Raw genomic sequence first — 25886 nt, forward strand, 5'->3', positions numbered from 1 at the left:
CTACAGCTCAAGAGCGGATTTAAGCCAATTGGCCGATTCATTCTTATACGCATTAAGTCGTTGACGTACTGACACAAAGTCGATTTCATTTGCCATTGCGGCATGGAAAGCATCCTTCGATTCGCAAATACGATCGGAGTTTCCAAGGACACGCAGCAATGTATCAATACGTGAGTTCGTAGACTGAGCACCCATATTCTCGTGGCGGCGGAACGAGAAGAAGGGCACTTCAAAAATATTTGAGAACACGCTTCCGTGGAAAGAGTCAGTACAGACATACGAAGCATGGGCAATCAGATTGACCCACTCAGCCGGACCGGCCTCCCAAGGATAATAATCCGCGTAATCGTCATCAGCCTTAACATACTCATCGGGATGGGCAATTGCGACGATCTTCAAATTATGCTGCTCGGCAAGCTCCTGGGCACATTCACGATTCCATGCATTCTTACCCATGAAATAGCAGAAAACATACGGCTCGTCAGGAACGCTAATCGATGAGGAACCAGCAAGGCTTGTCCACTGATCTCTAGCCAGCAGCATCGTAGGATCGCATACAACAGAGCATCGGACGCCCGTAGCTTTTTCTACCAAATCCGCTCCCGTATCTTCGCGAACAGAAATGGCCGAAAAATCAGAAAGAAACTCTTTTGTTTTACGAAGATATTTTTCAGAAAGGGAAGATACTCCAAAACTAGTGGAATAAGACACCTTACGGACAGGAGGCTGCACGAAAGAAAGTGTAAAGTACCTACCAGCAATGTTGACAGGCAGCCAAAGCTGATCGCTACCAACAACAACGCTGTCATAATCAGCCACAAGCGCCCCAAGATCTTCAAACGAAGCAGTTTGAGGAGTAAAACTAAAATGTGTTGACTCGAAAGAGGAAAATGCACTTTTCCTCTTTGCCATTTTCTTTCCAAAGTCAGCATCAAACTTCTGCTTGATGCGATGCTTTACAAACCCCAGCTTTGCACGATAAAGATCTACATCAAATAGATGCTCAAGATAGTAATCATTACGTCCTGCAGAAATAGCATGACCCAGACCACGTTTATCAATAGTATTGACTTCAACGCCCAGCTCCTCAAGGGCACGCTGGGTCGCGTACGCCTGAAGAACGCTGCCAAAGTTGATTTTGTCATGACACGACGCGACTGCGACTCGCTTAGAACATTTAATAGTCAAACCATCCCCTTAATCAACAGAACCCAAATAGGTCATATAACAATCCAATAAAACTCTGGCCGCAGCATTAATTTCAAATACCTGCAAACCGGCATCGTCGCCAGGCGCGAAGACCTTTGTACTCAACTCAATAAGTCTTTCGGCCCACTTTATACAGGAGCTAGAAAGTGATTCAAATTGCATCATGGTTGTAACAGCAGTCTCAGAGGTAACGGCATCAGACGCAAGAATGGGTGTATGCGATGCCTGGCATTCGACTCCGACCATTGGGAGACCTTCATACAGGCTCGGCAGGCAGAAAACATCAAATGCTCGATATAAAGATGCAGCGTCGCTTCTAGTGCCCAAAAGCCGAATGGAATGGCTTATCCCCAGACAATCAGCTTGGTCCTTTATCTGTTCAACCAACGGACCAGAACCTACCAAAACTAATACTGCATCATTACGAATCTTTAAAACCTGATCGAATATCTTAAGCAAATATGAGTGATTCTTCTGCTCTGTAAAACGACCAATGTGCCCAATTAGAAGCTGTCCGTCAGCAACACCAAGCGATCGCCGCGTCCTTAAGCGATCCTCATCATCTGGTGCGAAAACAGACAAGTCGACAGCATTACGCATGACTACAAATTGAGAACTAGATCCAAATAACCATTCACCAGCGAATTTACTACACGCAAAACGATGCGTCGGATAACGATTTGACTGCGTTTTCAGTACAGCCTTCAGGGCATTCTTGGCATACTCACCCTTACCGCTCGTAGAGTGGCTATGTGCAATGCGCACAGGAACACCCACCTTTTTCGCGGCACGAAGCGGAAAGACCGAAAGCGCGTTGATGTGACTGTGGACAATCTTCCAGCCCTCTTGCTTAAAGAGACGCTGGAGCTCTCGCTGGTATTCAACAACATGCTGATAGGGCGGAATCTCAAAGACCCTACCACCGAGCGATTCAATTTCTTCGCGCGGAACGAGCGTTGAATCGGCATCAACAAGAAAGTCAAACTGCACTTTACTGCGGTCAATGTGGCGATAGTAATTCATGACGACAGCTTCGACACCGCCGCCGACCATCTTGCCAACAACCTGAGCTACTCTAATCGGTTCAGTCATTTAGCAAGCACCGCCACCGGAAAAGACCTCAACAACCGTGAGAAGAACAATTTTTAAATCAGTGAGCACTCCGCGCTTGGCGATATACTCCAAATCCCTACGCACCATGCCGTCGAAGTCGGTGTCATTGCGGTCGGTCACCTGCCACCAGCCGGTGATGCCGGGCTTCACGGCAAGGCGTTGCAGGTCGTACTCTGTGTACTCCGCCACCTCGTTCGGCAGCGGCGGGCGCGGGCCCACGACGGACATCTGGCCCAGGAACACGTTGAGGAACTGCGGGAACTCGTCGATGGAGTGTTTACGGATGAACTTCCCGATCCTGGTGACGCGCGGGTCGTTCTTCATCTTGAACATGGCACCTGCGATCTCGTTCTGTTCCTTGAGCTCGGCGAGACGCTCGTCGGCGTCCCTGTACATGGAGCGGAACTTCCACATGCGGAAGGTAGTCAGACTGCCGTCGGGGCGGGTCTGGCCAACGCGGATTTGGCTGTAGAATGGGCTGCCGTCGCTCTCCAGGCGGATGAGCGCCGCCAGCACCAAGCTGGGAATCGCGATTACGACGAGCACAGCACCGCTGAACACGATGTCGAACGTGCGCTTGACGGCCCTATAGACAAGGCGCGAACGGTCCCAGTCCATGATGGATTGCATAGCCTTGTACCGGCCGGCGCCCTCACGCCGGTCCATGGCCTGAGCAATCAGCGCCGCCCCCGCGGGCGCATTGCTCTCTGTTACTTCTTTAGCAGCCACAGTCAAACCTACGTCCCCGTTCCCCAGGGATCCCCCAATCGGTAAATTCAAAAATGCGAACGAATAGCTGGTGCGACGTCTTCCTTACGTTTTGCTGGGAACGTCCAGCGGTAGCAGCTCTCTAAATGCGGAGTCACCTTCGCCCACGTCTACCAGGCACCAGCGTTTATGGCGGTCAATCATGTGCACGCGGGCCTCTTGCCCCACCAAGGGACCCTGTTCTATGTGCAGCACGCCGTCTTCTATGCGCGCCACGCTGTTGCGCACCACGCCGTCGTCGTCCAGCACGCTGCGGTACCAGTCCTGCGCGTCGTCCGGCATGGGCATGTACGCCCGCTCCCTGCTGCCGGCAATGCGACAGCCAAAGCTCAACTGGGCCAAAGCCCTATCGAGCGCGGCGGCATCGTGCGTGGCGACGAAGAAATATTCCTTGTACATGGGTTTGGTTTGGAGCGACCATGCGCCGTCCCGCTTAAACCAGAACTCCTTTTGCATTACAAAAGCGTCCTGCATAAGGTTGTGTGGGATAATGCGGCGGACCTTTTCGCAGGTCTCGCGCTCTTTTCCATTGGGGGTGTGGACCAGATACCAGCGGACGCGGCCATGTTGGCTGTTGGTGGTGGCGCCGTTAAATGCACCCGGCAGCTGCCCTTGACGCCGTGCCGTCTGCTCCATGTTCTCGCCCCCTCTTTTGGCTTTGCGATGCACGCAAATGCAGGGGCGTTTAGAACAGGCTTCTCGCTCGCAGCTAGGCGCAGTCGCAAAAGTACAGGTTTTTGTAGAGGGGTATGGAGATTTACCTACTAGCAGTACATTTGCGTAATCTGGGCAAACGCTGATTAATTGCTCGTATAATGACGTTTGTCGAAAGATACAAAAACCTGTACCTTTTTGTGCAACAAAAAAAGCCGCTCAACCTGCGGCTTTTCTTATTTCGGCATGAAAAAGGCGACCGCCCTATGTGGACGGTCGCCTTTGTTAATTGTTGTGAAGCTTGCCTTAGGCGCGAGTCTTGATCTCCTCGAGCACCTTGGCAACAAACTCGTCGACGCTCATCTGAACGGTCTCGTTGGAGCGATCGCGGACGGAAATGTTGCCGGCCTCGACCTCCTTCTCGCCCAGGATGAGCATGTAGGGCACGCGGTCGATGCTGCGGGCCTCGCGGATCTTGTAACCGATCTTCTCGTCGCGGTCGTCGCAGACCACCCGAATGCCGGCCTCCTCCAGCGTGGCGCACACCTCGTGGGCATAGTCGCGGCTCTTCTCGGAGACAGGCAGCGCCTTGACCTGCACGGGAGCCAGCCAGGTGGGGAACTTGCCCGCAAAGTGCTCAATCAGAATACCGATAAAGCGCTCGATGGAGCCAAAGCACACGCGATGCAGCATGATGGGGCGCTTCTTGGTGCCGTCGGCGTCAACGTACTCCAGGTCAAAGTTGAGCGGCATCTGGAAGTCGAGCTGGACGGTACCGCACTGCCAGGTACGACCGAGCGAATCCTCCAGGTGGAAGTCGATCTTGGGGCCGTAGAAGGCGCCGTCGCCCTCGTTGACCTCGTAGTCCATGCCCAGCTTCTCCAGAGCGGTGCGCAGGCCCTCCTCGGCGCGTGCCCAGTCCTCGTCAGAACCCATGGAGTCCTCGGGGCGGGTGGAAAGCTCAACGTGGTACTTAAAGCCAAACTTCTGGTACACGGAGTCGATGAGGTTGACCACGCCCACGATCTCGTCGGTCAGCTGGTCGGGACGCACAAACAGGTGGGCGTCGTCCTGGTTAAAGCAGCGCACGCGGAACAGGCCGTGCAGGGCGCCGCGCAGCTCGTGGCGGTGCACCAGGCCAATCTCGCCGGCGCGGATGGGCAGCTCGCGGTAAGAGTGCGGCTTGGAGGCGTACACCAGCACGCCGCCCGGGCAGTTCATGGGCTTAATGCAGTACTCTTCGTCGTCGATGACGGTGGAGTACATGTTGTCCTTGTAGTGGTCCCAGTGGCCCGAGGTCTTCCACAGCTGCTTATTCATGATGAGCGGCGTGGAGATCTCCACGTAGCCGGCCTTGTGGTGAATCTCGCGCCAGTAGTCCAGCAGCGTGTTCTTAAGGATCATGCCGTTGGGCAGGAAAAACGGGAAGCCGGGGGCCTCGTCGCGCATCATAAAGAGGTCCATCTCGCGGCCGATCTTGCGGTGGTCGCGCTTCTTGGCCTCCTCCAGCATGTGCATGTGCTCGTCGAGCTCTTCTTTGGTGGCAAAGGCGACGCCGTTGATGCGGGTGAGCATCTTGTTGTCCTTGTCGCCCTTCCAGTAAGCGCCCGAGACGCCGGTGAGCTTAAAGGCCTTGAGCGCCTTAGTGTAGCAGATGTGGGGGCCGACGCACATGTCGATGTAGTCGCCCTGCTGGTAGAAGGTGATGCGGGCGTCGTCGTCCAGGTCGCCGATGTGCTCGACCTTGTACTTCTCGCCGCGCTCCTCCATAAGGGCGATGGCCTCGGCGCGGGGCTTCTCGTACACGGAAAACTTGAGGTTCTCCTTGACGATCTTTTTCATCTCGGCCTCGATCGCGGGGAAGTCGTCCTCGCTGATCTTGACGCCCTCGGGCAGGTCGACGTCGTAGTAGAAGCCGTTGTCGGTCGCGGGGCCGTAGGCAAAATCGGCCTGGGGGTACAGGCGCTTGATGGCCTGCGCCATGATGTGCGCGGCAGAGTGGCGGATGACGTGCGTGACCTCGTCCTGCGGGAGCTCGGCCACCGAACCGTCATTGTAGAGTGCCTTCATGGGTATGTTTTCTCCTCTCGGATGCCTGATGCAAGTGTGTGCGATGCGCTCGGCGTTTTAACTTGCATCATTATAGGCAGGTTGCCTTGGTATACAAGCGCCCGCCGCACCTTAATGGCACGGCGGGCGATTTTCTACGCATGCTTCATCGTATGGGGCGGGGCTGTGGGGCGCGTGTGGCTTGCAGCGTGCCCGTGGCTTGCGGCCGGCCCGGCGATGGATGCGTTACTGGATGCGAGTTCGGCAGTAGGGGCAGACCTTCCAGTGCGCATCGAGCGGGCGATGGCAGCTGGGGCAGACGTTGCGAACCTGGGTATCGCACACCGGGCAGACGACGAAGTCCTTCTCGATGGGCGCGCCGCACTGCGGGCAGGTGCCGTACTGGGCAAGCTGGCGCTCGCGCAGGGCCATGTCTAGCTCCTGCTCCTCGCGGTCGGAGGCGTAGGAGTGCGGACGCAGGACCAAGTAGGCGATGAGGCCCACAAACGGGATGAGGGCGATGATGCCCCATGCCACGTAGGCGCTGGCGCCGCGGCGGCGAGCGTCGATGAACACATAGACGACCGACAGCACATACAGGGCGATGATAAAGCCAACGAAGGCATAGACGACGCCCATAAGCTGCGGCGACATGAGCTCGGAGATGTACTTGGACATTACGGGTACCTTTCGGAATATTAACAGTCCGGTCAAGTTTACCACGGGGTTTGTTTATATGGGACCACGGCTAGGGGCGGGGCTGGCGCGGACACAAACATCTCAATCTGTAACAGGTGGGAGCGGAATCCGGGTCTAGATGTTACAGATCGAGACACAGGGGTTCCTCCCCGACTTCAATCTCGATCTGTAACATCTTGGGCCCCAAAACCCCTCTTACTGTTACAGAACGAGACAAAGAAAACCGTCCAGGCCAAATGTCTCAATCTGTAACAGTTACTCGGCAAAAACAGTCCCAGATGTTACAGAACGAGACAAATCTCCGGCATCAAAGGTACAGATGAGGTTATCGACGTTACTGAGTCTCCCCTCGCCTGCCGTTGGCGGGTGTTGCCGGGCTGTTCGCCGCATTGCCGCCGCACTGGGGGCGCGCAGACCGTAGGATGGTTTTATTGACAGCCTGTCAACTTGTCTGGGAGGCACCGTGGCAGAAACGTTTGATATCGCAATTGTGGGCGCGGGCATTACCGGGTGCGCCATCGCGAGGCAGCTCGCGCGTTATGACCTATCCATTTGCGTGGTCGAGGCAGCAAACGATATCGCACTGGGCGCATCGAAGGCCAACGGCGGCCTGGTGCACGCTGGCTACGATCCGGCCCCGGGCACCGTAAAGGCGCAGGTCAACGCCCGCGGCTGCAAGCTGTATAGCACGTGGGCCCAGAAGCTCGGCTTTTTGTTCCGCCGCACCGGTTCGATGGTGCTGGGGTTTAGCGACGAGGACCGCACGCATCTGGAGAAGTTGCGCCAGAATGGCGCAGCCAACGGAGTTCCCGAGCTGTCGATTATCGGCCCCGAGCGCATCCACGAGCTTGAGCCGCGTGCGAGTGCCCAGGCGACGTGCGCGCTGTGGTGCCCCTCGACCGGTTACGTTGACCCGTTTGAAGTGGCCATCGCCGCGCTGGAAAACGCGGTTGCCAACGGCGTGACATTTATGCGGTCTGCGCCAGTGGAGGCCATTGATGTTGCCGGCTCGGATGACGAAGCCGCGCGCTTTACGCTGGCAACGCCCGCCGGAGACGTGCACTGCCGTTACCTGATAAACGCCGCGGGCAACGGAGCCGCAGACATCTCGCAGATGGCCGGCGCCGAGGAGTTCCAGATGGTCTGGCGCCAGGGCAATATCGTGGTGCTGGACAAGGAACCGCGTGCGCTCATGCCGCTCTACCCCGTTCCCACGCCGGTGTCCAAGGGCGTTATCGTCACGGGTACCGTACACGGCAACACCGTGATCACCGCGACCGCCGCCGAGCGCGAGCCAGGCGACACGCAGACCTATGCGGACGACGTCAACGCGCTCCTGACCGGCGCGCGCAAGCTGGTGCCCGATCTGGACACGCGCCGAGTAGTACGCGCATTTGCCGGTGGGCGCCCGGTAATTCAGGGTACGAACGACTTCTTTATTGGGCAGTCGGCCGTAGTGCCGGGGCTATTCCAGGCGGCGGGCATTCAGTCGCCGGGCGTGGCAAGCGCGCCGGCCATTGCCGAGCGCATGGAGCAGGTGCTGCGCGATGCTGGCGTGGACCTGCGCGAACGGGGCGACTGGGACCCGATTCGCCGCGCGCCGGACGACTTTGACCGCGCACCGCTTGCGCGCAAGGAAGAGCTCATTGAGTCCGACCCCACGTGGGGGCAGATCGTCTGCCGCTGCGAGACGGTGCCCGAGGCCGAGATCGTGGCCGCGATCCGACGCCGTCCGGGCGCGGTTTCGGTCGAGGGCGTCAAGCGCCGCTGCCGTGCCGGCATGGGTCGGTGCCAAAGTGGCTTTTGCCAAAGCCGCGTGGTGGCGATCCTAGCGCGCGAGCTGGCCTGCGACCCCAGCGAAGTGCTGTTGGAGGATGCCGGATCTTGGCTGGTTGAGGGACCGCTGAAGGGGGTGCGCTAGGATGGCGGAATTCAAATCGAGCGTGATTGATAGCGATACCGTTGAGGCAGTCCCCACGCAGGCCTTCGACGTGGTCGTTATCGGCGGCGGACCTGCCGGCATGGCGGCCGCGCTTTCCGCGCATAAGGCCGGCGCGTGCGTGGCCATCGTGGAGCGCGAGCAGCACTTGGGCGGCATCCTGCGCCAGTGCATCCACCCCGGTTTTGGCCTTTCGCACTTTAAGCAGGAGCTCACCGGCCCCGAGTACGCGCAGCGCTTTATCGACCAGGTGCGCGCGACCAACATTGCGTTGTTCTTGGACAGCATGGTGCTTGGGATTGATTCGGGCGAGTCCACGGGAGCCGCCATACTCCACACCGTCACGCTCATGAATCCCTCCGGTATGCTGCAGCTCACCGGGCGCGCGGTCGTCCTTGCCATGGGTTGCCGCGAGCGCACCCGCAGCGAGATCAAGATTCCCGGCAGCCGACCCGCCGGTGTGTTTACGGCCGGCCTAGCGCAGCGATACATCAATATCGAGAACCTCAAGCCCGGCTCGCGTGCCGTCATTTTGGGCTCGGGCGACATTGGGCTCATCATGGCGCGCCGCTGCACGCTCGAGGGGATTTCGGTCGAGGGCGTGTACGAGCTCATGCCGTACGCCAACGGCCTGCGCCGCAACGTCAAGAACTGCCTGGACGACTTTGGCATTCCGCTGCATCTGTCTACCACGGTCACGCGCGTGATCGGGCACGACCGCGTGGAGGCCGTCGAAGTGAGCCAGGTCGACGAGCACCTGGCGCCCATTGCCGGGACCGAGCGCGTTGTTCCGTGCGACACGCTACTGCTTTCGGTGGGCCTGATTCCCGAGAACGAGCTTTCGGTTGCCGCGGGCGTGGAGCTGGACCCCCGTACGCGCGGCGCCGTGGTGGACCAGAGTCTGCAGACGGGCGTGCCGGGCATATTTGCCTGCGGCAACGTGCTGCACGTGCACGACCTGGCCGACAACGTGACGACCGAGTCCGAACGCGCCGGTGCAGCTGCGGCGGCGTACGCGCTGGGGAACGGCGCGGATGTCGAAGCGGGCGCTGCGGGCACGGGTTGCCAGCTCACGGTCTCCCCCGCCGGCATCGCAGGCTACGCACTGCCGGGCCGCATTACGACCGTCGGGCTCTCCAAGCTCAACTTCCGCGTACGTCGGCCGGTCGACACCGCCCGCGTGCGCATTCTCGCTGGCGGCAAGGAGCTGTTTGTGGGCAAGGTCCGCCCGTTTAAACCGAGTGTTATGGAAAGCTTCCCACTGCCGGCAAAGGTCATCAAGCAGGCGCTCGATCTGGGTGCCAGCGAGATTGTTCTATCCGTCGATTCCATCGAGGAGGCATAAACTATGAGCGATAACGTGGTCGAAACGCTGCAGTTCAACTGCACGACCTGCCCATCCGAGTGCCTTCTGACCGTAGAGGTGGAGCGCGACGCCAATGGCGCCGTGGTGGAAGTGCGCTCCGTAACCGGTAACAACTGCCCGCGCGGCGATACGTTCGCACATCAGGAGCTCACCTGCCCCATGCGCGTGCTCACAACGACCGTGGCCGTCTCCGGCGGCGACGAAGCCCTACTCCCCGTCCGCACGGCCGAAGCCATCCCGCTAGAACTCCACGCCCAGGCCATGGATCTCATCCGAGGTCTAGTCGTCAACGCCCCCATCCGCATGGGCGACGTCGTGCTGGAAGATCTTCTCGGCACGAGCATCGACCTCATCGCCAGCATGGACATCGACCCAGCCTAAGCAGCTAATTTATGACGGGGCTCTTTTGGGTACCTTACTTGCCCAATCATCCCAGATAAACCATGTCAAGGCCGAGGAGTGTCCCAAGGTGCCGGCATAAAAGGAACGTCCCTATGTGCCAGGCTTGGGATACCATGGTGGCAGCCTAGCGAAAGGATGTTTCATGGCACATGTCGATGACCAGCGTGTGGCACGCGTGCTCGATGCGCTCGAGGCTCAGCACCCCGGCGCGCAGCTCCTCGTAAACGACCCGTGGTCGATCTATTACCTGACCGGCTTTTATGCCGATATGTTCGAGCGTTTTTGTGGCGTGCTGCTCACGCGCGGCAGCGAGCCAGTAATCCTGGTCAACGCCCTGCACCAGCTGCCCGAGTATGACAATGCCCGCGTTGCCTACCACACCGACACCGATGTCGTGGCCAACGCCATCGCGAGTGAGATCGACCCGACCAAACCGCTCGGCATCGACACCGTCATGCGCTCCGGCTTTTTGATGCCGCTTATGGAGCGCCACGCCGCCAGCGAGTTTTTCCTGGGCGATTTTGCCGTCACCGCCGCACGCACCTACAAGGATGCCGCCGAGCAGGAGCTCATGCGCGCGTCCTCGGCCGCTAACGATGCCGTGATGGCCGATGTTATCAAGCTCGTCCACGAGGGCGTGACGGAGCGCGAAATTGCCGACCAGATGCTAAGTCTGTATCGCAAGCACGGCTGCGGGGGCTTTAGCTTTCCGCCCATCGTGAGCTTTGGCGCCAACGCCGGCGACCCGCATCACGAGCCCGACGATACCGAGCTTAAACGCGGCGACGTGGTGCTGTTCGACATTGGCGGACGCCATCGCAACTACTGCTCGGACATGACGCGCACGTTCTTTTGGGGCGAGTCGGACGAGGAGACCGTGCGTATCTACGATATCGTGCGCCGTGCCAACGAGGCCGCCGAGGCGCTCATCGCACCGGGCGTGCGCATGTGCGACCTGGACCGTGCCGCGCGCGACGTGATTGAGGACGCGGGCTACGGCGAATACTTTACGCATCGCCTGGGTCACTCGATCGGCCTGCAGGACCACGAGCCGGGCGACGTCTCGCTGGTCAACGAGCAGGTCGTAGAGCCGGGCATGACGTTTTCCATCGAGCCGGGCATCTACCTCCCCGGCCGCACCGGCGTCCGCATCGAGGACCTGGCCCTGGTGACCGAGTCCGGCGTCGAGATTCTCAACGCCTACCCCCACGATCCGGTCCGCTTAGACTAGGCAATGTGCCAAAGGGACAGTCCCTTTGGCACATCTTGCAAACGCTGCACCACGAAAGCGGCCTATCTACTACGTTTAACCCGCATGAGTCGACCATGCGGGTCTTTTTTAAAAAATGGCAACCCCTTTACCTGCGGTTTTGATTTCACAATTCTCGGTATGGTCAAGGGTTACCGGCCAAACGTAGTAGATGGGCCCATTTCGTGGCGAGCGAGTCAACTCGGGGACACAGGACGGCCAAAAAAGCCCCGTCCCAAATTGACTGCTTTTGAGTTGCGGTGATATACGGACTGTTTGAGGCTTCTGGCTTGTAAAACAGTCCGTATTTCACCGCAACTGCTAAGGGGAAGGGTTAACGCAGTAGGCCGGCTACTTCGCCGGCTAGGGTGATGGTACCGGCGGCAACGAAGGGCTCGCCCGCGGCATCGAAGGCAGCGAGGGCCTCGGACACGCTCGGGTATACGCCCGCGAGCTTATCGGCACCCACCAGGGCGGCGAGCTCCTCTGCCGGCAGGGCGCGATCGGAATCGGTCTGGGTCACGACCACGCGAGGGAAGGCCGGGATCAGTACGTCGACGATGCCCGCCACGTCCTTGTCGGCCAGCGCGGCGCACAGCAGCGTGGGGCGGTTCTCCACGCACGGATCGATCTCGTCCAGCGCGCTCACAAAGTTCTCGCAGCTCTGAGGGTTATGGCAGGCGTCGATCAGCTTGAGCGGATCGGTTCCCAGCACATCAAAGCGACCCGGCGTGGGGCAGCCCATAAGCGAAGCATCGAGCGCATCATGGTCGAGCTCGCGGCCCAGATAGCCCTCGCACAGCATAATCGCGCACGCGGCATTTTGCGGCTGATACGCCGGCTTGACCATGCGCGACGTGTAGATCGCACGCGGCGTGGTGCAGCTAAACTCCACCGTATCGCCCACGTGAGCCGGCACCTTGGTCGTAGCGTGGCTCACCACCAGCGGCACGATGCCGCACTCGCGGCAGCGGGCGTCCATCACGCGCTGAACGCTCGGCTCATGCGTGCCCTCGCCCAGAACAACCAGGCGTCCGGGCTTGATGACCGCGGCCTTCTCCCCCGCAATGGCCTCGAGCGTGTCGCCCAAAATGCGCGTGTGGTCGAGTCCGATGCCCGTAACGGTAACGGCGACGGGATCGGTCGCGCTCGTGGCGTCCCAACGCCCGCCCATGCCAACCTCGAGCACGGCAACATCCACCGCGGCCTCGGCAAACACGACAAGCGCAGCAGCCGTCAAAAGGTCAAACGGCGTGATGGTATAGGCGCGCCCCCCCGCCGCCACACGACGGGCATTCACGCGGTGTCCCGCCTCGACGGCGGCGGAAACACCACGGGCAAACGCCTCATCGCTCACAACGCGCCCGTCAACCTCCATGCGCTCGGGGTAACGCACAAGCTGCGGCGACGTATACAGCGCGGTCTTTAACCCCTCACCACGAAGGATGGCAGCCGAAAAACGCGTGGTCGAAGTCTTGCCATTGGTACCGGCAACCTGAATGCAATCAAAATACTCGTCCGGACGCCCCAGCTCATCAAGCATATCGACAACCGTCTCGAGCAGAGGACCAGCATCCCCAGAAATCCGCCCCGTATCAGCAGCAAGCCCAACAGCCTCATCAAACGAAAGCAAATCAAACTCAAAAGGAACGGTATACAAGCCAGAACGCTTAGGCATTTTTAGAACCGCCATTCATAGAAAAATAAAACAGTATAGGTTGAGGATAGTCAGCGAAAACGCCTCTGATGAGCCAAGGTGCCGTGAAACAAGGGCGCATAGGGCTTATGCCCATGCGCCCGAAGTTGAACGGCAGATTGGCCATCAGAGGCGTTTGCAGCGTCGAGTCAGCCGCCGTTCGTTAGAACGGCGGAATAGGTGTCCGCAGCGGAGAGCAAAGCATCGGGACGCGCCCCCGAGTAAACCTTACGAGAAGTCAGCAACCTGAGCAGTCAGCGCCGCCAGGATCTCCTTGAGCTCAGCTGCACGGTCCCTCTTCTTCTGGACCACCGCAGGCGCGGCCTTGGCCACAAAGCCCTCGTTGGCCAGCGTCTTCTCGCAGCCGGCGAGCTCCTTCTGGGCCGCGGCGATCTCCTTTTCCAGACGCGCCTTCTCGGCCGAAAGGTCAACCTTGCCCTCGAGCATCACAAAGACCTCGACGCCGCTATCGACCACGGCAATGCTCGCGGCCGGTTTCTCAACGTCGGTACCCATGACCAGCGAAGCCGTGTTGGCCAGCGGCTCGATGGTCGAGCGCAGGCTCTCGAGCTTCTCGATGTCCTCGGCGCCGGCGCGCACGACCACGTCGAGCTCGGCCTTGGGGCTCAAGCGATAACGCGAACGCGTGGCGCGAGCGGCAGACACGACGGTACGGCACAGCTCAAACGCGCGCTCGGCGTCCTCGTCGACGTACTTGGCGTAGTCGGCGGGCTCGGGCCACTTGGCGATCATGAGCGCCTCGGCGCGGTCCACGTTGCCCTCGGCGTCCAGATCGAGCACGCTCGCCGGCATGTTGTCCCAGATCTCCTCGGTCACGAACGGCATGAGCGGGTGCATCAGGCGAATGGAGGTGTCGAGCACAAAGATCAGGTTGCGCTGCGCCTGCAGACGGCCCTCGCCCTTCAGGCGAGCCTTGGTGACCTCGACGTACCAGTCACAGACCTCGTTCCAGAAGAACTGCTGCACGCCGCGCGCCATGTCGCCAAAGGTGTACTTCTCAATACCCTCGGTGACCATCTTCACGGCCTTGGCCAGGCGGCTGAACATCCAGGCGTCGGCCGGCGTCTCAACGACGGGCTCGCCGGGCGTGTAGCCCTCCATGTTCATAAGCAGGAAGCGGCTGGCGTTCCAGATCTTGGTCACAAACGACTTGGCCTGGTCGGTACGCGGGCTGTCGATGAGCTTCTTGGTCTTCTTATCGATGTTCGCGTCGAACTTGACGTCCTGGTTGTTGGTGCACAACGTGAGCAGGTTGTAGCGCATGGCGTCGGCGCCATACATGCCAATGAGGTCCATGGGGTCAACGCCGTTGCCCTTGGACTTGGACATGCGGCTGCCGTCCTTGGCAAGGATCGTCGGGTAGATGACGACGTCCTTAAACGGCACCTCGTCCAGGAAGTACAGCGAGCTCATGACCATGCGGGCGACCCACAGCGCGATGATGTCGCGCGCGGTGACCAGCGCCGTCGTGGGATGATGCCCCTCGAGCATCTCCGGCTTTTGCGGCCAGCCCTGCGTGGCGAAGGTCCACAGCTGCGAGCTGAACCAGGTGTCCAGCACGTTCTCGTCCTGATGCACGTGATGACCGCCGCACTTGGGGCACACGTCGGTGTCCTCGGTGAGGGCGTCCTCCCAGCCGCAGTCCTCGCAGTAGAACACGGGGATGCGGTGGCCCCACCACAGCTGGCGGCTGATGCACCAGTCCTTAAGGTTCTCCATCCAGGTGGTGTAGGTCTGCGTCCAGCGCGCGGGGTGAAAGGTGACCTTGCCGGAGTTTACGGCGTCGAGCGCCGGCCCCTTGAGCTTGTCGACGGCGACGAACCACTGCTCGGACAGCCACGGCTCCAGCGCGGAGTCGCAACGGTAGCAGTGCATGACGGAGTGGTCGAGCTCTTCGACGTGGTCGAGCAGGTCGTGCTCCTCGAACCACTTGATGACGGCCTCGCGGCACTCGTCGCGGTTCATGCCGGAAAACTCGCCGTAGCCCTCGACGACCACCGCGTGCTCGTCGAAGATGTTGATCTGCGGCAGGTCGTGGGCCTGACCCATAGCGTAATCGTTGGGGTCGTGGGCCGGGGTGACCTTGACAAAGCCGGAACCGAAGTTGGCGTCGACATGCCAATCCTCAAAGATGGGGATCTCGCGGTCGACGATGGGGAGCTTGACGGTCTTACCCACAAAGGCGGCCTTCTCGGGATCCTTCGGGGAGACGGCGACGCCTGTGTCGCCGAGCATGGTCTCGGGGCGCGTAGTGGCGACGACGATATAGTCCTGGCCGTTGACCGGCTCGGTCAGCGGGTAGCGCAGGTGCCACAGGTGGCCCTTCTCGTCCTTGTACTCGGCCTCGTCGTCCGAGATAGCGGTAGTGCAGTTGGGGCACCAGTTGACGATGCGCTTGCCACGGTAGATCAGGCCGTCGTGGTACCAGTCGCAGAAGACCTTACGCACGGCTTGGGCGTAATCCTCGTCCATGGTGAAGCGCTCGTTGTCGAAGTCGACGGAGCAGCCCATGCGCTTGATCTGCTCGACGATGATGCCGCCGTACTCGTGGGTCCAGTCCCAACAGGCGTCGACAAACTTATCGCGACCGATCTCCAGGCGGCTGATGCCCTCGCTCTTGAGCTTCTTGTCGACCTTGGTCTGTGTGGCGATACCGGCGTGGTCGGTACCGAGCACCCAGCGCGTGGACTTGCCGCGCATGCGGGCCATACGGATGATGGCGTCCTGGATGGAGTCATCGGTGGCGTGACCCATGTGGAGCTTGCCGGTCACGTTGGGAGGCGGAATGGTGACGGTGCAGTCGCCCACGCCCTCACGGCGCTTGTAGTAGCCGCCGTCGAGCCACTTCTGCAAGATCGCCGGCTCGTTGGTCGACGGATCGTAGTTCTTGGGCATCTCTTCCATATATCTCTCCCTGTCCCGCCGGCGTGTCCGCCTGCTTGGTTTTCGCTCGGTCAGGTCCTGGCTCGCACGAAGAGCACATTAAGTGCTCTTCGGCTCGTGCGGAATCTACGAAAACCAAGCAGGCGGACGCGCCTTAGGTATCGATTACTTCAGTCTGAATTGACTTCGCTTTGGCTTAAACAAACACACAGAATAACACAGGTAGTTGGGGTTATTGCGTATATATAAAATAGCCTCCGACCGCGGGTGGTCGGAGGCTATTTGCAAGCACGTTTTTGGCTGGTTTAGCCGTAGATGCGTTGGGGCTGTTCTTCGCCCTTTACGGAGGCTTCGGTCACGATGACCTTGGTGACGCCCTCCTCGCTGGGAAGGTCGAACATCGTCTGCTGCAGCACATCTTCGCAGATGGCGCGCAGGCCGCGGGCGCCGGTCTTGCGGGCAAGCGCCATGCGGGCAATCTCGTGCAGGGCGGCGTCCTCAAACTCAAGATCGACATCCTCGAGCTGGAACATCTTGCGGTACTGACGCACCACGGCGTTCTTGGGCTCGGTCAGGATCGACACCAAATCGTCCTCGTCGAGCGCCTGCGTCTGGGTGACGACGGGCGTACGGCCCACGAACTCGGGAATCATGCCAAAGGCATTAAGATCCTGCGGGAGCACCTGGCGCAGCAGGTCGTTCTCGTCGACCGAGGTGGGGCCGGCGATCTCGGAGTTAAAGCCCACGCCCTTGTTGCCCACGCGGTCGGCGATGATCTTGTCCAGGCCCACAAAGGCACCGCCGCAGATGAACAGGATGTTGGTCGTGTCGATCTGCAGCAGCTCCTGCTGGGGATGCTTGCGGCCGCCGGTGGGAGGAACGCTTGCCACCGTGCCCTCAAGAATCTTAAGCAGCGCCTGCTGAACACCCTCGCCCGAGACATCGCGGGTAATGGAGAGGTTCTCGGCCTTGCGGGCGATCTTGTCAATCTCGTCCACATAGATAATGCCCACCTGAGCGCGCTCAATGTCGCCATCGGCAGCATTGATAAGCTTGAGCAGGATGTTCTCCACGTCCTCGCCCACATAGCCGGCCTCGGTGAGCGCAGTGGCGTCGGCGATGGCAAACGGCACCTCGAGAATGCGGGCGAGCGTCTGGGCGAGCAGGGTCTTACCGGTACCGGTGGGACCGAGCAGCAGAATATTGGACTTGGCGAGCTCCACGTCGTCCATATCGTTGTCGAACTGCGAGCCCATGCCGTCGTCAAAAGCGGACACCGCGGCACCGCCCTCGATCACGCGGCGATAGTGGTTGTACACGGCCACCGACATGGCGCGCTTGGCGTCCTCCTGGCCCATGACATAGGCCGAAAGCTCGTCATAGATCTCGTGCGGCGTCGGCACGTGCGTGATGACCTGGCGGTCGTCCTCGAGCTCAAAGCCCTCGGCCTCGGGGTCCACGGCGGGCTGCCCAGCAGCCTGGCCGTGATCGTTGAGGAAGCCCGGCAGCTTGCCGTTGCGGGCAGCGTCCATAAAGTCCGAAGCCAGCGACTCCTCCAAGATCTCAGAGCAAGCGGCGACGCACTCGTCACAGATAAAGATGTTGGTCGGACCCTTTACAAGGCGACGAACCTGGCCCTGCTCTTTTCCGCAGAAGGAGCAGCGGATGGGGTTGCCGTTCTCGTCAAAGTTGTCCTGCATGTTTCCTGCCATCCTAGGCGTCCTTCGCGGCGAGGTCGCGCGAGGTAACGATACGGTCGATCAGGCCGTAGTCGAGGGCCTCGGCAGCGGTCAGGTAGTTGTCGCGCTCGGTATCGGCCTGGACCTTCTCGATGGGCTGGCCCGAGGCGTCGGACAGGATCTGGTTGAGCTCGCGACGGGTCTTCTTGATCTCCTCGGCAACGATCTCGATCTCGGTCTGCTGGCCCTGGGCACCGCCGCTGGGCTGGTGAATCATGACCTTGGAGTGCGGCAGGCAGAAGCGCTTGCCCTTGGCGCCAGCCGAAAGCAGCACGGCGGCCATGGACGCAGCCATACCGACGCAGATGGTGGAGACCTGCGGCTTGATAAAGTTCATGGTGTCAAGAATCGCCAGGCCGGAGTAAACCTCGCCGCCGGGCGAATTGATGTAGAGCGAGATATCCTTCTCGGCATCCTGGCTCTCAAGATGCAGCAGCTGGGCAACGACCAGGTTGGCGCTGACGGAGTTGATCTCCTCGCCCAAGAAGATGATGCGGTCGTTGAGCAGGCGCGAATAGATATCGTAGCTGCGCTCGCCGCGCGGCGTCTGCTCGATAACGTATGGCACGAGGGCGGAATCGAACTTAGCGATCATACGCATCTCCATTTCTCTCTTGCGGACCAAATTGGTTCTAGATAAACATACGGTGCCCGCATGCTATGCATTGGCTGGCACCGTACGAAGCAACCGGATAACCGGTGTATAACTTTACCCCATCACAGGCGCACGCATGCGCTCGCGGGCAAGGTGGCGAGAATTACTCGGCGTCCTTGGCGGTCTCGTCGACCTCGGTCACCTTGGCGTTCTCGACCAGGTGGTCGACGGCCTTGGAGCGACGGATGGACTCACGGACGGCAGGCATGCGGCCATCGGCGATGAACTCGGCCTTGGAAGCCTCGACGTCCTTGACGCCGGCCTTCTCGAACTCGGCGTTGATGTCGTCCTCGGTGACCTCAATCTTGAGCTCACGGGCGAGGGCGTCGAGCGCCAGGGACTCACGGGCAACGTCGTTGGCCTGCTTGTGCAGGTCGCCGATGAACTGCTCCATGGTCAGGCCGGAAGCGGGCAGCCAGGTGTCCAGCGTCATGCCGCGGGCAGCGAGGTTGGACAGGAAGTTCTGGCCAAGCTCCTCAAAGACGGACTGCTCGTAGTCGGCGTCCATCTCGTCGAGCTGCAGGCGCTCGGCGAGAGCGGAGACGCAACGGTTCTCCTTCTCGGCCGGGAGGCGGGAAGCCTTGTCCTGCTCGATCTCGATCTTGATGGCGTCGCGCATAGCGTCGATGCTGTCGAAGCCAAAGTCGGACTTGACGAGCTCGTCGGTGAGCTCGGGGGTATTGCGGACCTTGATACCCTTGACGGTGACCTCGACGGTGTGGGTCTCGGCCTCCTCGCCCTCCTCGGCCTCGTCGGTCCAGGTGACGGTCTTGACGTCGTCAACGTTAGCGCCGATCAGGGCCTCGTTGAACTCCTTAGGGTTGCTGTCGCTACCGGCGATGAGCATGCGACCCTCGGCGGCAAAGTTGTCGGCGTTCTCGACGGCCTTGAGGTCGACGGTCACATAGTCATCAGCCTCGACGGCGCGACCCTCGACGTCCTCGAAGGTGGCACGGTAGTTGAGGAGCATCTCGACCTGGTTGTTGATCTCGGACTCGGTGACCTCCGCAGGGGGCATCTCGATCTCGACGGCGTCGAAGGAGGAGAGCTCGGCGGCGGGACGCAGGGAGAACTCGACGGTGTAGGTGTAGTCCTCGTGATCCTTGGCGAGGTCGAGCTCCTTGTAGTCACCGTTCTTGGTGGGGACGATGTCCAGCTCGTTGAGGACGGCGGGCTCGTTGGCGGCGATCAGGTCGTTGGTGGCCTGAGCGAGGGTTGCCTCGGCGCCAAGAGCGGAGTCGATGACCGGACGGGGAGCCTTGCCGGCGCGGAAGCCCGGGAAGCGGTACTTCTTGGCGGTATCCTTGTAGGCCTTCTTGATCGCGGCGTCGACGTCGGCGGCCGGGATGGTGACCGTAGCGGTGAGCTTGGCGTCCTTGACGTCAGAAGCGGTGATGTTCAACACGTTCCTCCTCATACTGCCCAGCTTATCTGAGGTGCTGGTACCTTTATGCAACAAAGAGTCGCGACGGCCGAAGCCGACGCAGATGCGTTGGTGCGGGCGAAAGGACTCGAACCTTCACGGGAATCCCACCAGAACCTAAATCTGGCGCGTCTACCAATTCCGCCACGCCCGCATGAGCGCACAGACTAGGAATGATAGCAGATACGAACGGCAAGCGCACGCACACGTTTTACAGGCTCACGACCTCACCACGAGTGCGAAAGGCGGGGCGAGTTGCCCCGCCCCGCCAATTACGACTTGTTCGCCGACCTGCTACTCCCCCAGCAGGGCCTTCTCGGGCGTGATCGGCAGCGAGCGCACCTGGTGGCCGGTGGCGTGTGCCACGGCCGAGGCCACGGCGGCGAGCGGCGTGTTGATGACGACCTCGCCGATCGACTTGGCGCCAAACGGACCCGTCGGCTCGTAGCTCGGCTCAAAGGCCACGCGAATGCTGCCGATATCCAGGCGCGTGGGCAGCTTGTAGCTCATAAAGTTGCCGGTGCGCAGGCGACCGCGGTCGTCATGCTCGACGATCTCGTAGAGCGCGTGGCCGATGCCCTGGGCAATGCCGCCCTCGGCCTGGACGCGCGCGAGCGCCTCGTTGATCACAGTGCCGCAGTCCACGGCCGCCGCATAGTCCACAACAGTCACCTTGCCGGTGGCCTTATCGACCTCGACCTCGGCAATGCCGGCCATAAACGGCGGAGGCGAAACGGGCAGGCAGGCAGAGGCATGCGAGGTGAGCGCGTCGCCGCCCGCGATGTTCTTGACGCACAGGTTGGCAAAGTCGCGCAGCGTGAGGTAGCGGTTCTGCTCGCGCGCGGCACGCTCGTCGGACAGGCGCACGTACTGGCCGTCGAAGACCACGTCGGCGGCGTCAACGTCCCACATCTGAGCGGCCTTGGCGCAAATCTTCTCGCGCAGCTCGGTCGCGGCGTTCTTGGCGGCAAGGCCCGTCACGTAGGTACCGGAGCTCGCGTACGAACCGGCGTCGAACGGCGACACGTCGGTGTCCACGCCGCGCACCACAATGAGCGAGCTTTCAACGCCCAACTCCTCGGCGGCAATCTGCGCCAGAATCGTGTCGACACCCATGCCGTTATCGGTGGCGCCGGTGCCGATGGTAATGAAGCCATCCTCTTCCAAGCGCATGTCGATGCCGGCGATATCCACCTTGGAAATGCCAGAGCCCTGCATGGTGAGCGCGCAGCCCAGGGCGCGTACGCGGTCGCCCAGGTCGACGGCCAGCGGCTTGTCGCGCCAACCGATCATGTCCATCGCGCGCAGTAGGCAGCGGTCGAGCGCGCAGGCGTTGAGCTTCTCGTTGTAGTACTGCGGCATGACCTCGCCCTCGTGCACCATGTTCTTAAGGCGCAGGTCGGCGGGGTCCATGTGCAGCATGTCGGCGAGCTCGTTGACGGCGCTCTCCACGGCAAACTGGCCCTGGGTGGCACCGTAGCCGCGATACGCGCCGCCGCGGTTGGTGTTGGTGTAGACGGCGTCCCAGCTAAAGCGGCTCGCCTTCACATGGTTGTAGATGGGCAGGCTCTTATGGCCCGAAAGGCCGATCGTCGTGGTGGCGTGCTCGCCGTACGCGCCGGCGTTGGACAGCGTGTGCAGGTCGATGGCCGTGATGGTGCCGTCGTTCATGGCACCCAGCTTAACGGTCATCTGCATCTGGTGGCGCGAGTTGCCCGCGGTGATAGTCTCCTCGCGGGTGTAGCAGCAATAGCTCGGACGGCCAGTCTGCTGGGTCACGAACGCCACGAAGATCTCGCAGCAGCCCGTCTGCTTGGAGCCAAAGCCGCCGCCGATGCGCGGCTTAATAACCTGCACCTGCGACTGCGGAATGTCGAGCGACTGCGCGACCATGCGGCGCACGTGGAAGGGCACCTGCGTGGAGGTGGTCACCGAGATGCGCCCGAACGCGTCGGTCGTCGCAAAGGCGCGGAAGGTCTCCATGGGCGCGGTCTGCGTGGCCTGGCTGGTGTAAGTGCGCTCAAAGACGATGTCGCTCTGGGCGAACGCCTCGTCCAGGTCGCCAAAGTCGCTGGTACCGCTGCACACCAGGTTGCGGGGCACATCGCCGCCCTGCGGGAACATAAAGGTCACGTCGCCCTCGGGATGGACCACGATGTCGTTATCGAGCGCCTGGGTAAAGTCGAGCAGGGGCTCGAGCACCTCGTAGTCGACCTTGATAAGCTTGAGCGCCTTGTCGGCGGCCTCCTCGGTCTCGGCGGCGACAATCGCCACCTCCTCGTTTTGGTAGCGCACGAGGTTCTCGAGGATCAAGCGGTCGTAGGGACTCGGCTGCGGATAGCTCTGGCCGGCGATGGTAAAGCGGCGCTTGGGCACGTCCTCATAGGTGTAGACGCCCACGACGCCGGGCACCTTCAGGGCGCGAGACGTGTTGATGGAGCGGATTTTGGCGCGAGCATACGGGCTGCGCTTGAGCTTAACGATGAGCGCGCCGGCGGGCACCATATCGCCCGTGTAGACGGGACGGCCCTCGAGCAGGGCCTTCGAGTCCTTCTTGGGCTGCTTGTGGGTGATCTGCTTGTAGGTGACGCCGTCGCAGCTGGTGTCGTTGACGGGCAGCTCTGGCATCTCAAAGCCCACCTGCACGCCGGACTCGTTGAGGAAGCGCACGATGGCGCGCAGCTGGCTCTCGTAGCCGCTGCAGCGGCACAGGTTGCCGGCGAGCTGGCGCGAGAGCTCCTCGCGCGTGGAGACGAGACTCGGATCCTCCTTGGCGGCGCGGGCAAGCGCCAGCACGTTCATGATGAGGCCGGGGGCGCAAAAACCGCACTGCTCGGCGCCTTCGGCAGCCATCGCACGAGCCAGCGCCTCAGACTCAGCTTTGAGGCCCTCGAGCGTGGTGATGGCGTGGCCCTCAACACGGGCGGCAGGAACCGAGCAGCTCAACACCGGTTCGCCGTCGAGCCACACCGTGCACAGACCGCAGTTGGTGGTCTCGCAGGCGCAGCGCACCGACGCGCAACCCTGCTCGCGCAGCAGCGCAAAGAGCATGGTGTCGGGGGCAACCTGAACCTTGACCTTGCGGCCGTTGAGCGTAAAGGAAAGATCGATGAGTTTGGCAGCCATTAGCGCACCTCGCTAGAATCGACGCCGGGCACGCGGCGGCAGGAATACTCGTCCGTGGCAAACTTAGGGACCCGCACGCACTCGAGCTCGCGGGCAAGCGCCGCCGAAAGATCGATGCCGGCGGCACGGCGCACGGCCTGGATGGCGAGCGGGGCCGAGATGCGGCGGCGGTAGTCGGCCGAGCCCCACAGGTTGGTGCCGTAGCTCAGCGCGCGCACTGATGCGGCCAGGGCGCGCAGCTCGTCCTCGGAAGGCTGCTCGTTGGTGAGACCACACGCCTCGCCCTGCAGCAGGGTCGCGCGCAGTGGGCGGGCGCCCACGGTGACGTGCCAAGTGTTGTTCCACCAGGCGGCGGTGACGTTCAACGAGGGGAAGTCGGTCGCGGCCTTGCGCACGGCCTCGTAACTCGCACGGTAATCGTGTTTAACGACCACGATGTGCTCGATCACGTCGCGCACGTAACCCATCCGCACGAACTCGGCGAGCGGCACGCGGCCGGCGCCCGTCAGCTCAACATACGAATCGAGCGCCAGGAACGCCGAGAGAACGTCCGAGAAGCCAAAGCGGCCGTAGATGCTGCCGCCCACCGTGGCGGTATTGCGCAGCTGCACGCCCACGATGTCGTGGACGGCGAACTCAAAGACATTGTTGACAAGCGCGTTGAGCCCGGCATGACGCTCGAGCTGGCGCAGGGTGCACATGGCACCGATGCGAAACTCGGTCTCGGTCTCCTCGATCTGATCGAGTCCGCAGGCCGAAAGGTCAATCGCCGTCGCCACGCGACGCGAACCCAGACGCATCCAGATGCCGCCGCCCACAATCTTGTTGTTGCGGTACTTCTGTAAGAGCTCATAGGCTTCGGCCGCGTTTCCAACACGGACGTAGGAACCGAACTTGAGCACGTTCTCCCCCATCTCTTTACTTGTCCAGTATCTCTAAGTGTACCAAACGAGGGGGCACAGCTCGTGTCGGGACAAAATGAACCGTTTTCCTCCGTCGCATGCGGATCAAAAAAGGCTCCCAGCCAAGATGACTGGGAGCCTTCTGCGATGCTATGTCGAGCGACAATTTAGCAGACGCCCTGGGCGAGCATGGCGTCGGCGACCTTCAGGAAGCCGGCGATGTTGGCGCCCATGACAAAGTTGCCCTCCTGGCCATACTCCTTGGCGGTGTCGTCCACGTTGTGGAACATGCCGCGCATGAGCTGCTCGAGCTTGCCGTCGACCTCCTCGAAGGTCCAGGACAGGTGCTCGGCGTTCTGGCTCATCTCCAGGCCGGACACGAGCACGCCGCCGGCGTTGGCAGCCTTACCGGGCATAAAGGCGACGCCGTTCTCCTGGAAGTAGGTCGTGGCCTCGATGGTCGTGGGCATGTTCGCGCCCTCGCCGACCACCTTGCAGCCGTTGGCGACGAGCGCCTGGGCGTCCTCGAGCAGCAGCGTGTTCTCACGAGCGCAGGGCAGCGCGATGTCGCAGGGAAGCTGCCACACGCCGCGGCCGTCGCCCTCGTGCCACACGGCATTGGGCTTCTCGTCAACGTACATGGCGAGCGTGACGCCCTTGTCGTGGCCGGAGCGCTTCTTGTTGTAGACATGCTCGAGCACGGTGTAGTCGATGCCGTCGGGATCCTCGACCCAGCCGTGGGTGTCGGAGCAGGCCAGCACCTTGCCGCCGAGCTGCGCAACCTTCTGGACTGCGTAGATAGCGACGTTACCGGAGCCGTGAACGACGACGTTCTTGTCCTCGAAGGAGTCGCCGCGGCTCTTGAGGTACTCGTCCACAAAGTAGACCAAGCCGTAGCCGGTGGCCTCGGTACGGGCGAGCGAGCCGCCAAAGGAGAGGCCCTTGCCGGTAAGGACGCCGGTCCACTCGTTGGTCAGGCGCTTGTACTGACCGAACATGTAGGCAACCTCGCGGCCGCCAACGCCCAGGTCACCGGCGGGAACGTCGGTGTTGGGGCCAATGTGGCGATAGAGTTCGGTCATGAAGGACTGGCAGAAGTGCATGATCTCGTTGTTGGACTTGCCCTTGGGGTCAAAGTCGGAGCCGCCCTTGCCGCCGCCCATGGGAAGGGTGGTCAGGCTGTTCTTGAGGATCTGCTCCAGGCCCAGGAATTTGAGCATGCCCAGGGTGACCGTCGGGTTAAAGCGCAGGCCGCCCTTGTAGGGTCCAATGGCAGAGTTGAACTCGACGCGGTAGCCGCGGTTGACCTGAACCTTGCCCTGGTCGTCGACCCAGGGAACACGGAACATGACGATGCGCTCGGGCTCGACGAGGCGCTCAAGCAGAGCGGCCTCCTCGTACTCGGGATGGGCGTCGAGCGCCGGCTGGATGGTGCCGAGGATCTCGGTCGCGGCCTGGATGAACTCAGGCTGCTCGGGATAGCGGGCCTTGAGCTCGTCGAGAACTTTCTGCGTGTAGCTCATGCTTCCTCCAATGATGGGAAACGAAAAATGTTGGTCGCGGCACCCTATGCGCCGCGAACTTTATCGAGTATGGATAATATCGCACTGTTGCAGCGAAGTTTCGCATAAGCCGACGAGCAGATGTTTCGTTTTGATTACGGTGCAGGTAGAAGCGTTTTTGAGCACCTGACGAACAAATCGCGTGTTTCGAAGCTGTTTCGTCCACATGGTCCATACCACCACAAAGAGGACAGGCACCTTTGTGGTGGTTGGCAGGATGCGTTGGCGGGAACGTATGTGAATCGAACACATCCAAGACGTTTTGCACGCCTCACAACGGTTTTGAGGACCGCGGGGCCCACCGGAGCCCATCCGTTCCCAAACGTGGCGGTATTTTACCAAACGAGCAGGGTCGCGCCACGAAAACGGCCCATCTACTACGTTTAACCTGCAGGGGTTGACCATACCCGCTTTTTCGTAACATCGGCAAG

General features: G+C 61.0%; 18 protein-coding genes and 2 tRNA genes. 4 read left to right on the forward strand and 16 right to left on the reverse strand.

Features of this window, described 5'->3' with window-relative positions:
• From ACESSC_RS03300 to ACESSC_RS03325, 6 genes are all read right to left on the reverse strand, one after another.
• Positions 1-1188, reverse strand: coding sequence for a polysaccharide pyruvyl transferase family protein (locus ACESSC_RS03300; RefSeq protein ID WP_373161198.1), 1188 nt, complete (start codon positions 1186-1188; stop codon positions 1-3).
• 9 nt (positions 1189-1197) lie between these two features.
• Positions 1198-2301 carry a glycosyltransferase family 1 protein gene (locus tag ACESSC_RS03305; RefSeq protein ID WP_148332113.1) on the reverse strand — a complete coding sequence of 368 codons (1104 nt, stop codon included), beginning with the start codon at positions 2299-2301 and terminating at the stop codon, positions 1198-1200.
• The gene (locus ACESSC_RS03310; RefSeq protein ID WP_373161200.1) at positions 2302-3051 is read right to left on the reverse strand and encodes a sugar transferase; all 750 of its coding nucleotides are present in this window, start codon (positions 3049-3051) and stop codon (positions 2302-2304) included.
• Between the two features lie 84 nt (positions 3052-3135).
• The gene (locus ACESSC_RS03315) at positions 3136-3726 is read right to left on the reverse strand and encodes a hypothetical protein (RefSeq protein ID WP_373161201.1); all 591 of its coding nucleotides are present in this window, start codon (positions 3724-3726) and stop codon (positions 3136-3138) included.
• A gap of 324 nt (positions 3727-4050) precedes the next feature.
• Positions 4051-5814 carry a threonine--tRNA ligase gene (gene thrS, locus ACESSC_RS03320; RefSeq protein WP_373161203.1) on the reverse strand — a complete coding sequence of 588 codons (1764 nt, stop codon included), beginning with the start codon at positions 5812-5814 and terminating at the stop codon, positions 4051-4053.
• 225 nt (positions 5815-6039) lie between these two features.
• On the reverse strand, positions 6040-6471 hold the full coding sequence (locus ACESSC_RS03325) for a double zinc ribbon domain-containing protein (RefSeq protein WP_055251579.1): 432 nt from the start codon (positions 6469-6471) through the stop codon (positions 6040-6042).
• Between the two features lie 484 nt (positions 6472-6955).
• Between ACESSC_RS03325 and ACESSC_RS03330 the strand changes: the two genes are divergently transcribed.
• The 4 genes from ACESSC_RS03330 (at position 6956) to ACESSC_RS03345 (ending at position 11430) form a co-directional block, all read left to right on the forward strand.
• Positions 6956-8413 (forward strand): NAD(P)/FAD-dependent oxidoreductase, encoded by a 1458-nt coding sequence (locus ACESSC_RS03330; RefSeq protein WP_373161204.1) that lies wholly within the window; start codon positions 6956-6958, stop codon positions 8411-8413.
• Between the two features lies 1 nt (position 8414).
• Positions 8415-9776 carry an NAD(P)/FAD-dependent oxidoreductase gene (locus ACESSC_RS03335; RefSeq protein WP_373161206.1) on the forward strand — a complete coding sequence of 454 codons (1362 nt, stop codon included), beginning with the start codon at positions 8415-8417 and terminating at the stop codon, positions 9774-9776.
• A 3-nt stretch (positions 9777-9779) separates the two neighbouring features.
• Positions 9780-10178 carry a DUF1667 domain-containing protein gene (locus ACESSC_RS03340; RefSeq protein ID WP_373161208.1) on the forward strand — a complete coding sequence of 133 codons (399 nt, stop codon included), beginning with the start codon at positions 9780-9782 and terminating at the stop codon, positions 10176-10178.
• A 163-nt stretch (positions 10179-10341) separates the two neighbouring features.
• The gene (locus ACESSC_RS03345; protein ID WP_373161210.1) at positions 10342-11430 is read left to right on the forward strand and encodes a M24 family metallopeptidase; all 1089 of its coding nucleotides are present in this window, start codon (positions 10342-10344) and stop codon (positions 11428-11430) included.
• 352 nt (positions 11431-11782) lie between these two features.
• On the opposite strand, the gene ACESSC_RS03350 is transcribed toward ACESSC_RS03345, so the two are convergent.
• The 10 genes from ACESSC_RS03350 to ACESSC_RS03395 all read right to left on the reverse strand — a co-directional run bounded on the left by ACESSC_RS03350 (position 11783) and on the right by ACESSC_RS03395 (position 25775).
• Positions 11783-13126 carry a bifunctional folylpolyglutamate synthase/dihydrofolate synthase gene (locus tag ACESSC_RS03350; RefSeq protein ID WP_373161211.1) on the reverse strand — a complete coding sequence of 448 codons (1344 nt, stop codon included), beginning with the start codon at positions 13124-13126 and terminating at the stop codon, positions 11783-11785.
• Between the two features lie 246 nt (positions 13127-13372).
• Positions 13373-16069, reverse strand: a complete 2697-nt coding sequence (locus tag ACESSC_RS03355; RefSeq protein WP_373161212.1) for a valine--tRNA ligase — start codon at positions 16067-16069, stop codon at positions 13373-13375.
• Positions 16070-16353: 284 nt separating this feature from the next.
• Positions 16354-17760, reverse strand: a complete 1407-nt coding sequence (gene clpX, locus ACESSC_RS03360) for an ATP-dependent Clp protease ATP-binding subunit ClpX (protein WP_373161214.1) — start codon at positions 17758-17760, stop codon at positions 16354-16356.
• A gap of 1 nt (position 17761) precedes the next feature.
• The gene (locus tag ACESSC_RS03365; RefSeq protein WP_022095182.1) at positions 17762-18382 is read right to left on the reverse strand and encodes an ATP-dependent Clp protease proteolytic subunit; all 621 of its coding nucleotides are present in this window, start codon (positions 18380-18382) and stop codon (positions 17762-17764) included.
• Between the two features lie 163 nt (positions 18383-18545).
• Positions 18546-19847: a trigger factor gene (gene tig / locus ACESSC_RS03370; RefSeq protein ID WP_343006796.1), complete on the reverse strand. Its 1302-nt coding sequence runs from the start codon at positions 19845-19847 to the stop codon at positions 18546-18548.
• Between the two features lie 88 nt (positions 19848-19935).
• A tRNA-Leu gene (locus tag ACESSC_RS03375) sits at positions 19936-20019 on the reverse strand.
• Between the two features lie 140 nt (positions 20020-20159).
• Positions 20160-22991: a molybdopterin-dependent oxidoreductase gene (locus ACESSC_RS03380; protein ID WP_373161215.1), complete on the reverse strand. Its 2832-nt coding sequence runs from the start codon at positions 22989-22991 to the stop codon at positions 20160-20162.
• Entirely contained in the window at positions 22991-23905 is a 915-nt protein-coding gene (locus ACESSC_RS03385) for an FAD binding domain-containing protein (RefSeq protein WP_373161216.1), read from the reverse strand. Before ACESSC_RS03385 ends, ACESSC_RS03380 begins: the two co-directional genes overlap by 1 nt.
• 155 nt (positions 23906-24060) lie before the next feature.
• The gene (gene gdhA / locus ACESSC_RS03390; RefSeq protein WP_373161218.1) at positions 24061-25416 is read right to left on the reverse strand and encodes an NADP-specific glutamate dehydrogenase; all 1356 of its coding nucleotides are present in this window, start codon (positions 25414-25416) and stop codon (positions 24061-24063) included.
• A gap of 262 nt (positions 25417-25678) precedes the next feature.
• Positions 25679-25775, reverse strand: a tRNA-Sec gene (locus tag ACESSC_RS03395).
• Between the last annotated feature and the right edge of the window lie 111 nt (positions 25776-25886).

The organism is Collinsella aerofaciens (genome assembly GCF_964243765.1).
In the GTDB taxonomy this organism is placed as follows: domain Bacteria; phylum Actinomycetota; class Coriobacteriia; order Coriobacteriales; family Coriobacteriaceae; genus Collinsella; species Collinsella aerofaciens_BU.

Coding starts and splice junctions, on each gene's coding strand:
- clpX (WP_373161214.1), bottom strand. CDS start 17,760: ATGGCAGGAAACATGCAGGACAACTTTGACGAGAACGGCAACCCCATC.
- ACESSC_RS03380 (WP_373161215.1), bottom strand. CDS start 22,991: ATGGCTGCCAAACTCATCGATCTTTCCTTTACGCTCAACGGCCGCAAG.
- ACESSC_RS03340 (WP_373161208.1), top strand. CDS start 9,780: ATGAGCGATAACGTGGTCGAAACGCTGCAGTTCAACTGCACGACCTGC.
- ACESSC_RS03345 (WP_373161210.1), top strand. CDS start 10,342: ATGGCACATGTCGATGACCAGCGTGTGGCACGCGTGCTCGATGCGCTC.
- ACESSC_RS03355 (WP_373161212.1), bottom strand. CDS start 16,069: ATGGAAGAGATGCCCAAGAACTACGATCCGTCGACCAACGAGCCGGCG.
- ACESSC_RS03315 (WP_373161201.1), bottom strand. CDS start 3,726: ATGGAGCAGACGGCACGGCGTCAAGGGCAGCTGCCGGGTGCATTTAAC.
- gdhA (WP_373161218.1), bottom strand. CDS start 25,416: ATGAGCTACACGCAGAAAGTTCTCGACGAGCTCAAGGCCCGCTATCCC.
- ACESSC_RS03325 (WP_055251579.1), bottom strand. CDS start 6,471: ATGTCCAAGTACATCTCCGAGCTCATGTCGCCGCAGCTTATGGGCGTC.
- ACESSC_RS03385 (WP_373161216.1), bottom strand. CDS start 23,905: ATGGGGGAGAACGTGCTCAAGTTCGGTTCCTACGTCCGTGTTGGAAAC.
- ACESSC_RS03305 (WP_148332113.1), bottom strand. CDS start 2,301: ATGACTGAACCGATTAGAGTAGCTCAGGTTGTTGGCAAGATGGTCGGC.
- ACESSC_RS03335 (WP_373161206.1), top strand. CDS start 8,415: ATGGCGGAATTCAAATCGAGCGTGATTGATAGCGATACCGTTGAGGCA.
- thrS (WP_373161203.1), bottom strand. CDS start 5,814: ATGAAGGCACTCTACAATGACGGTTCGGTGGCCGAGCTCCCGCAGGAC.
- ACESSC_RS03365 (WP_022095182.1), bottom strand. CDS start 18,382: ATGATCGCTAAGTTCGATTCCGCCCTCGTGCCATACGTTATCGAGCAG.
- ACESSC_RS03350 (WP_373161211.1), bottom strand. CDS start 13,126: ATGCCTAAGCGTTCTGGCTTGTATACCGTTCCTTTTGAGTTTGATTTG.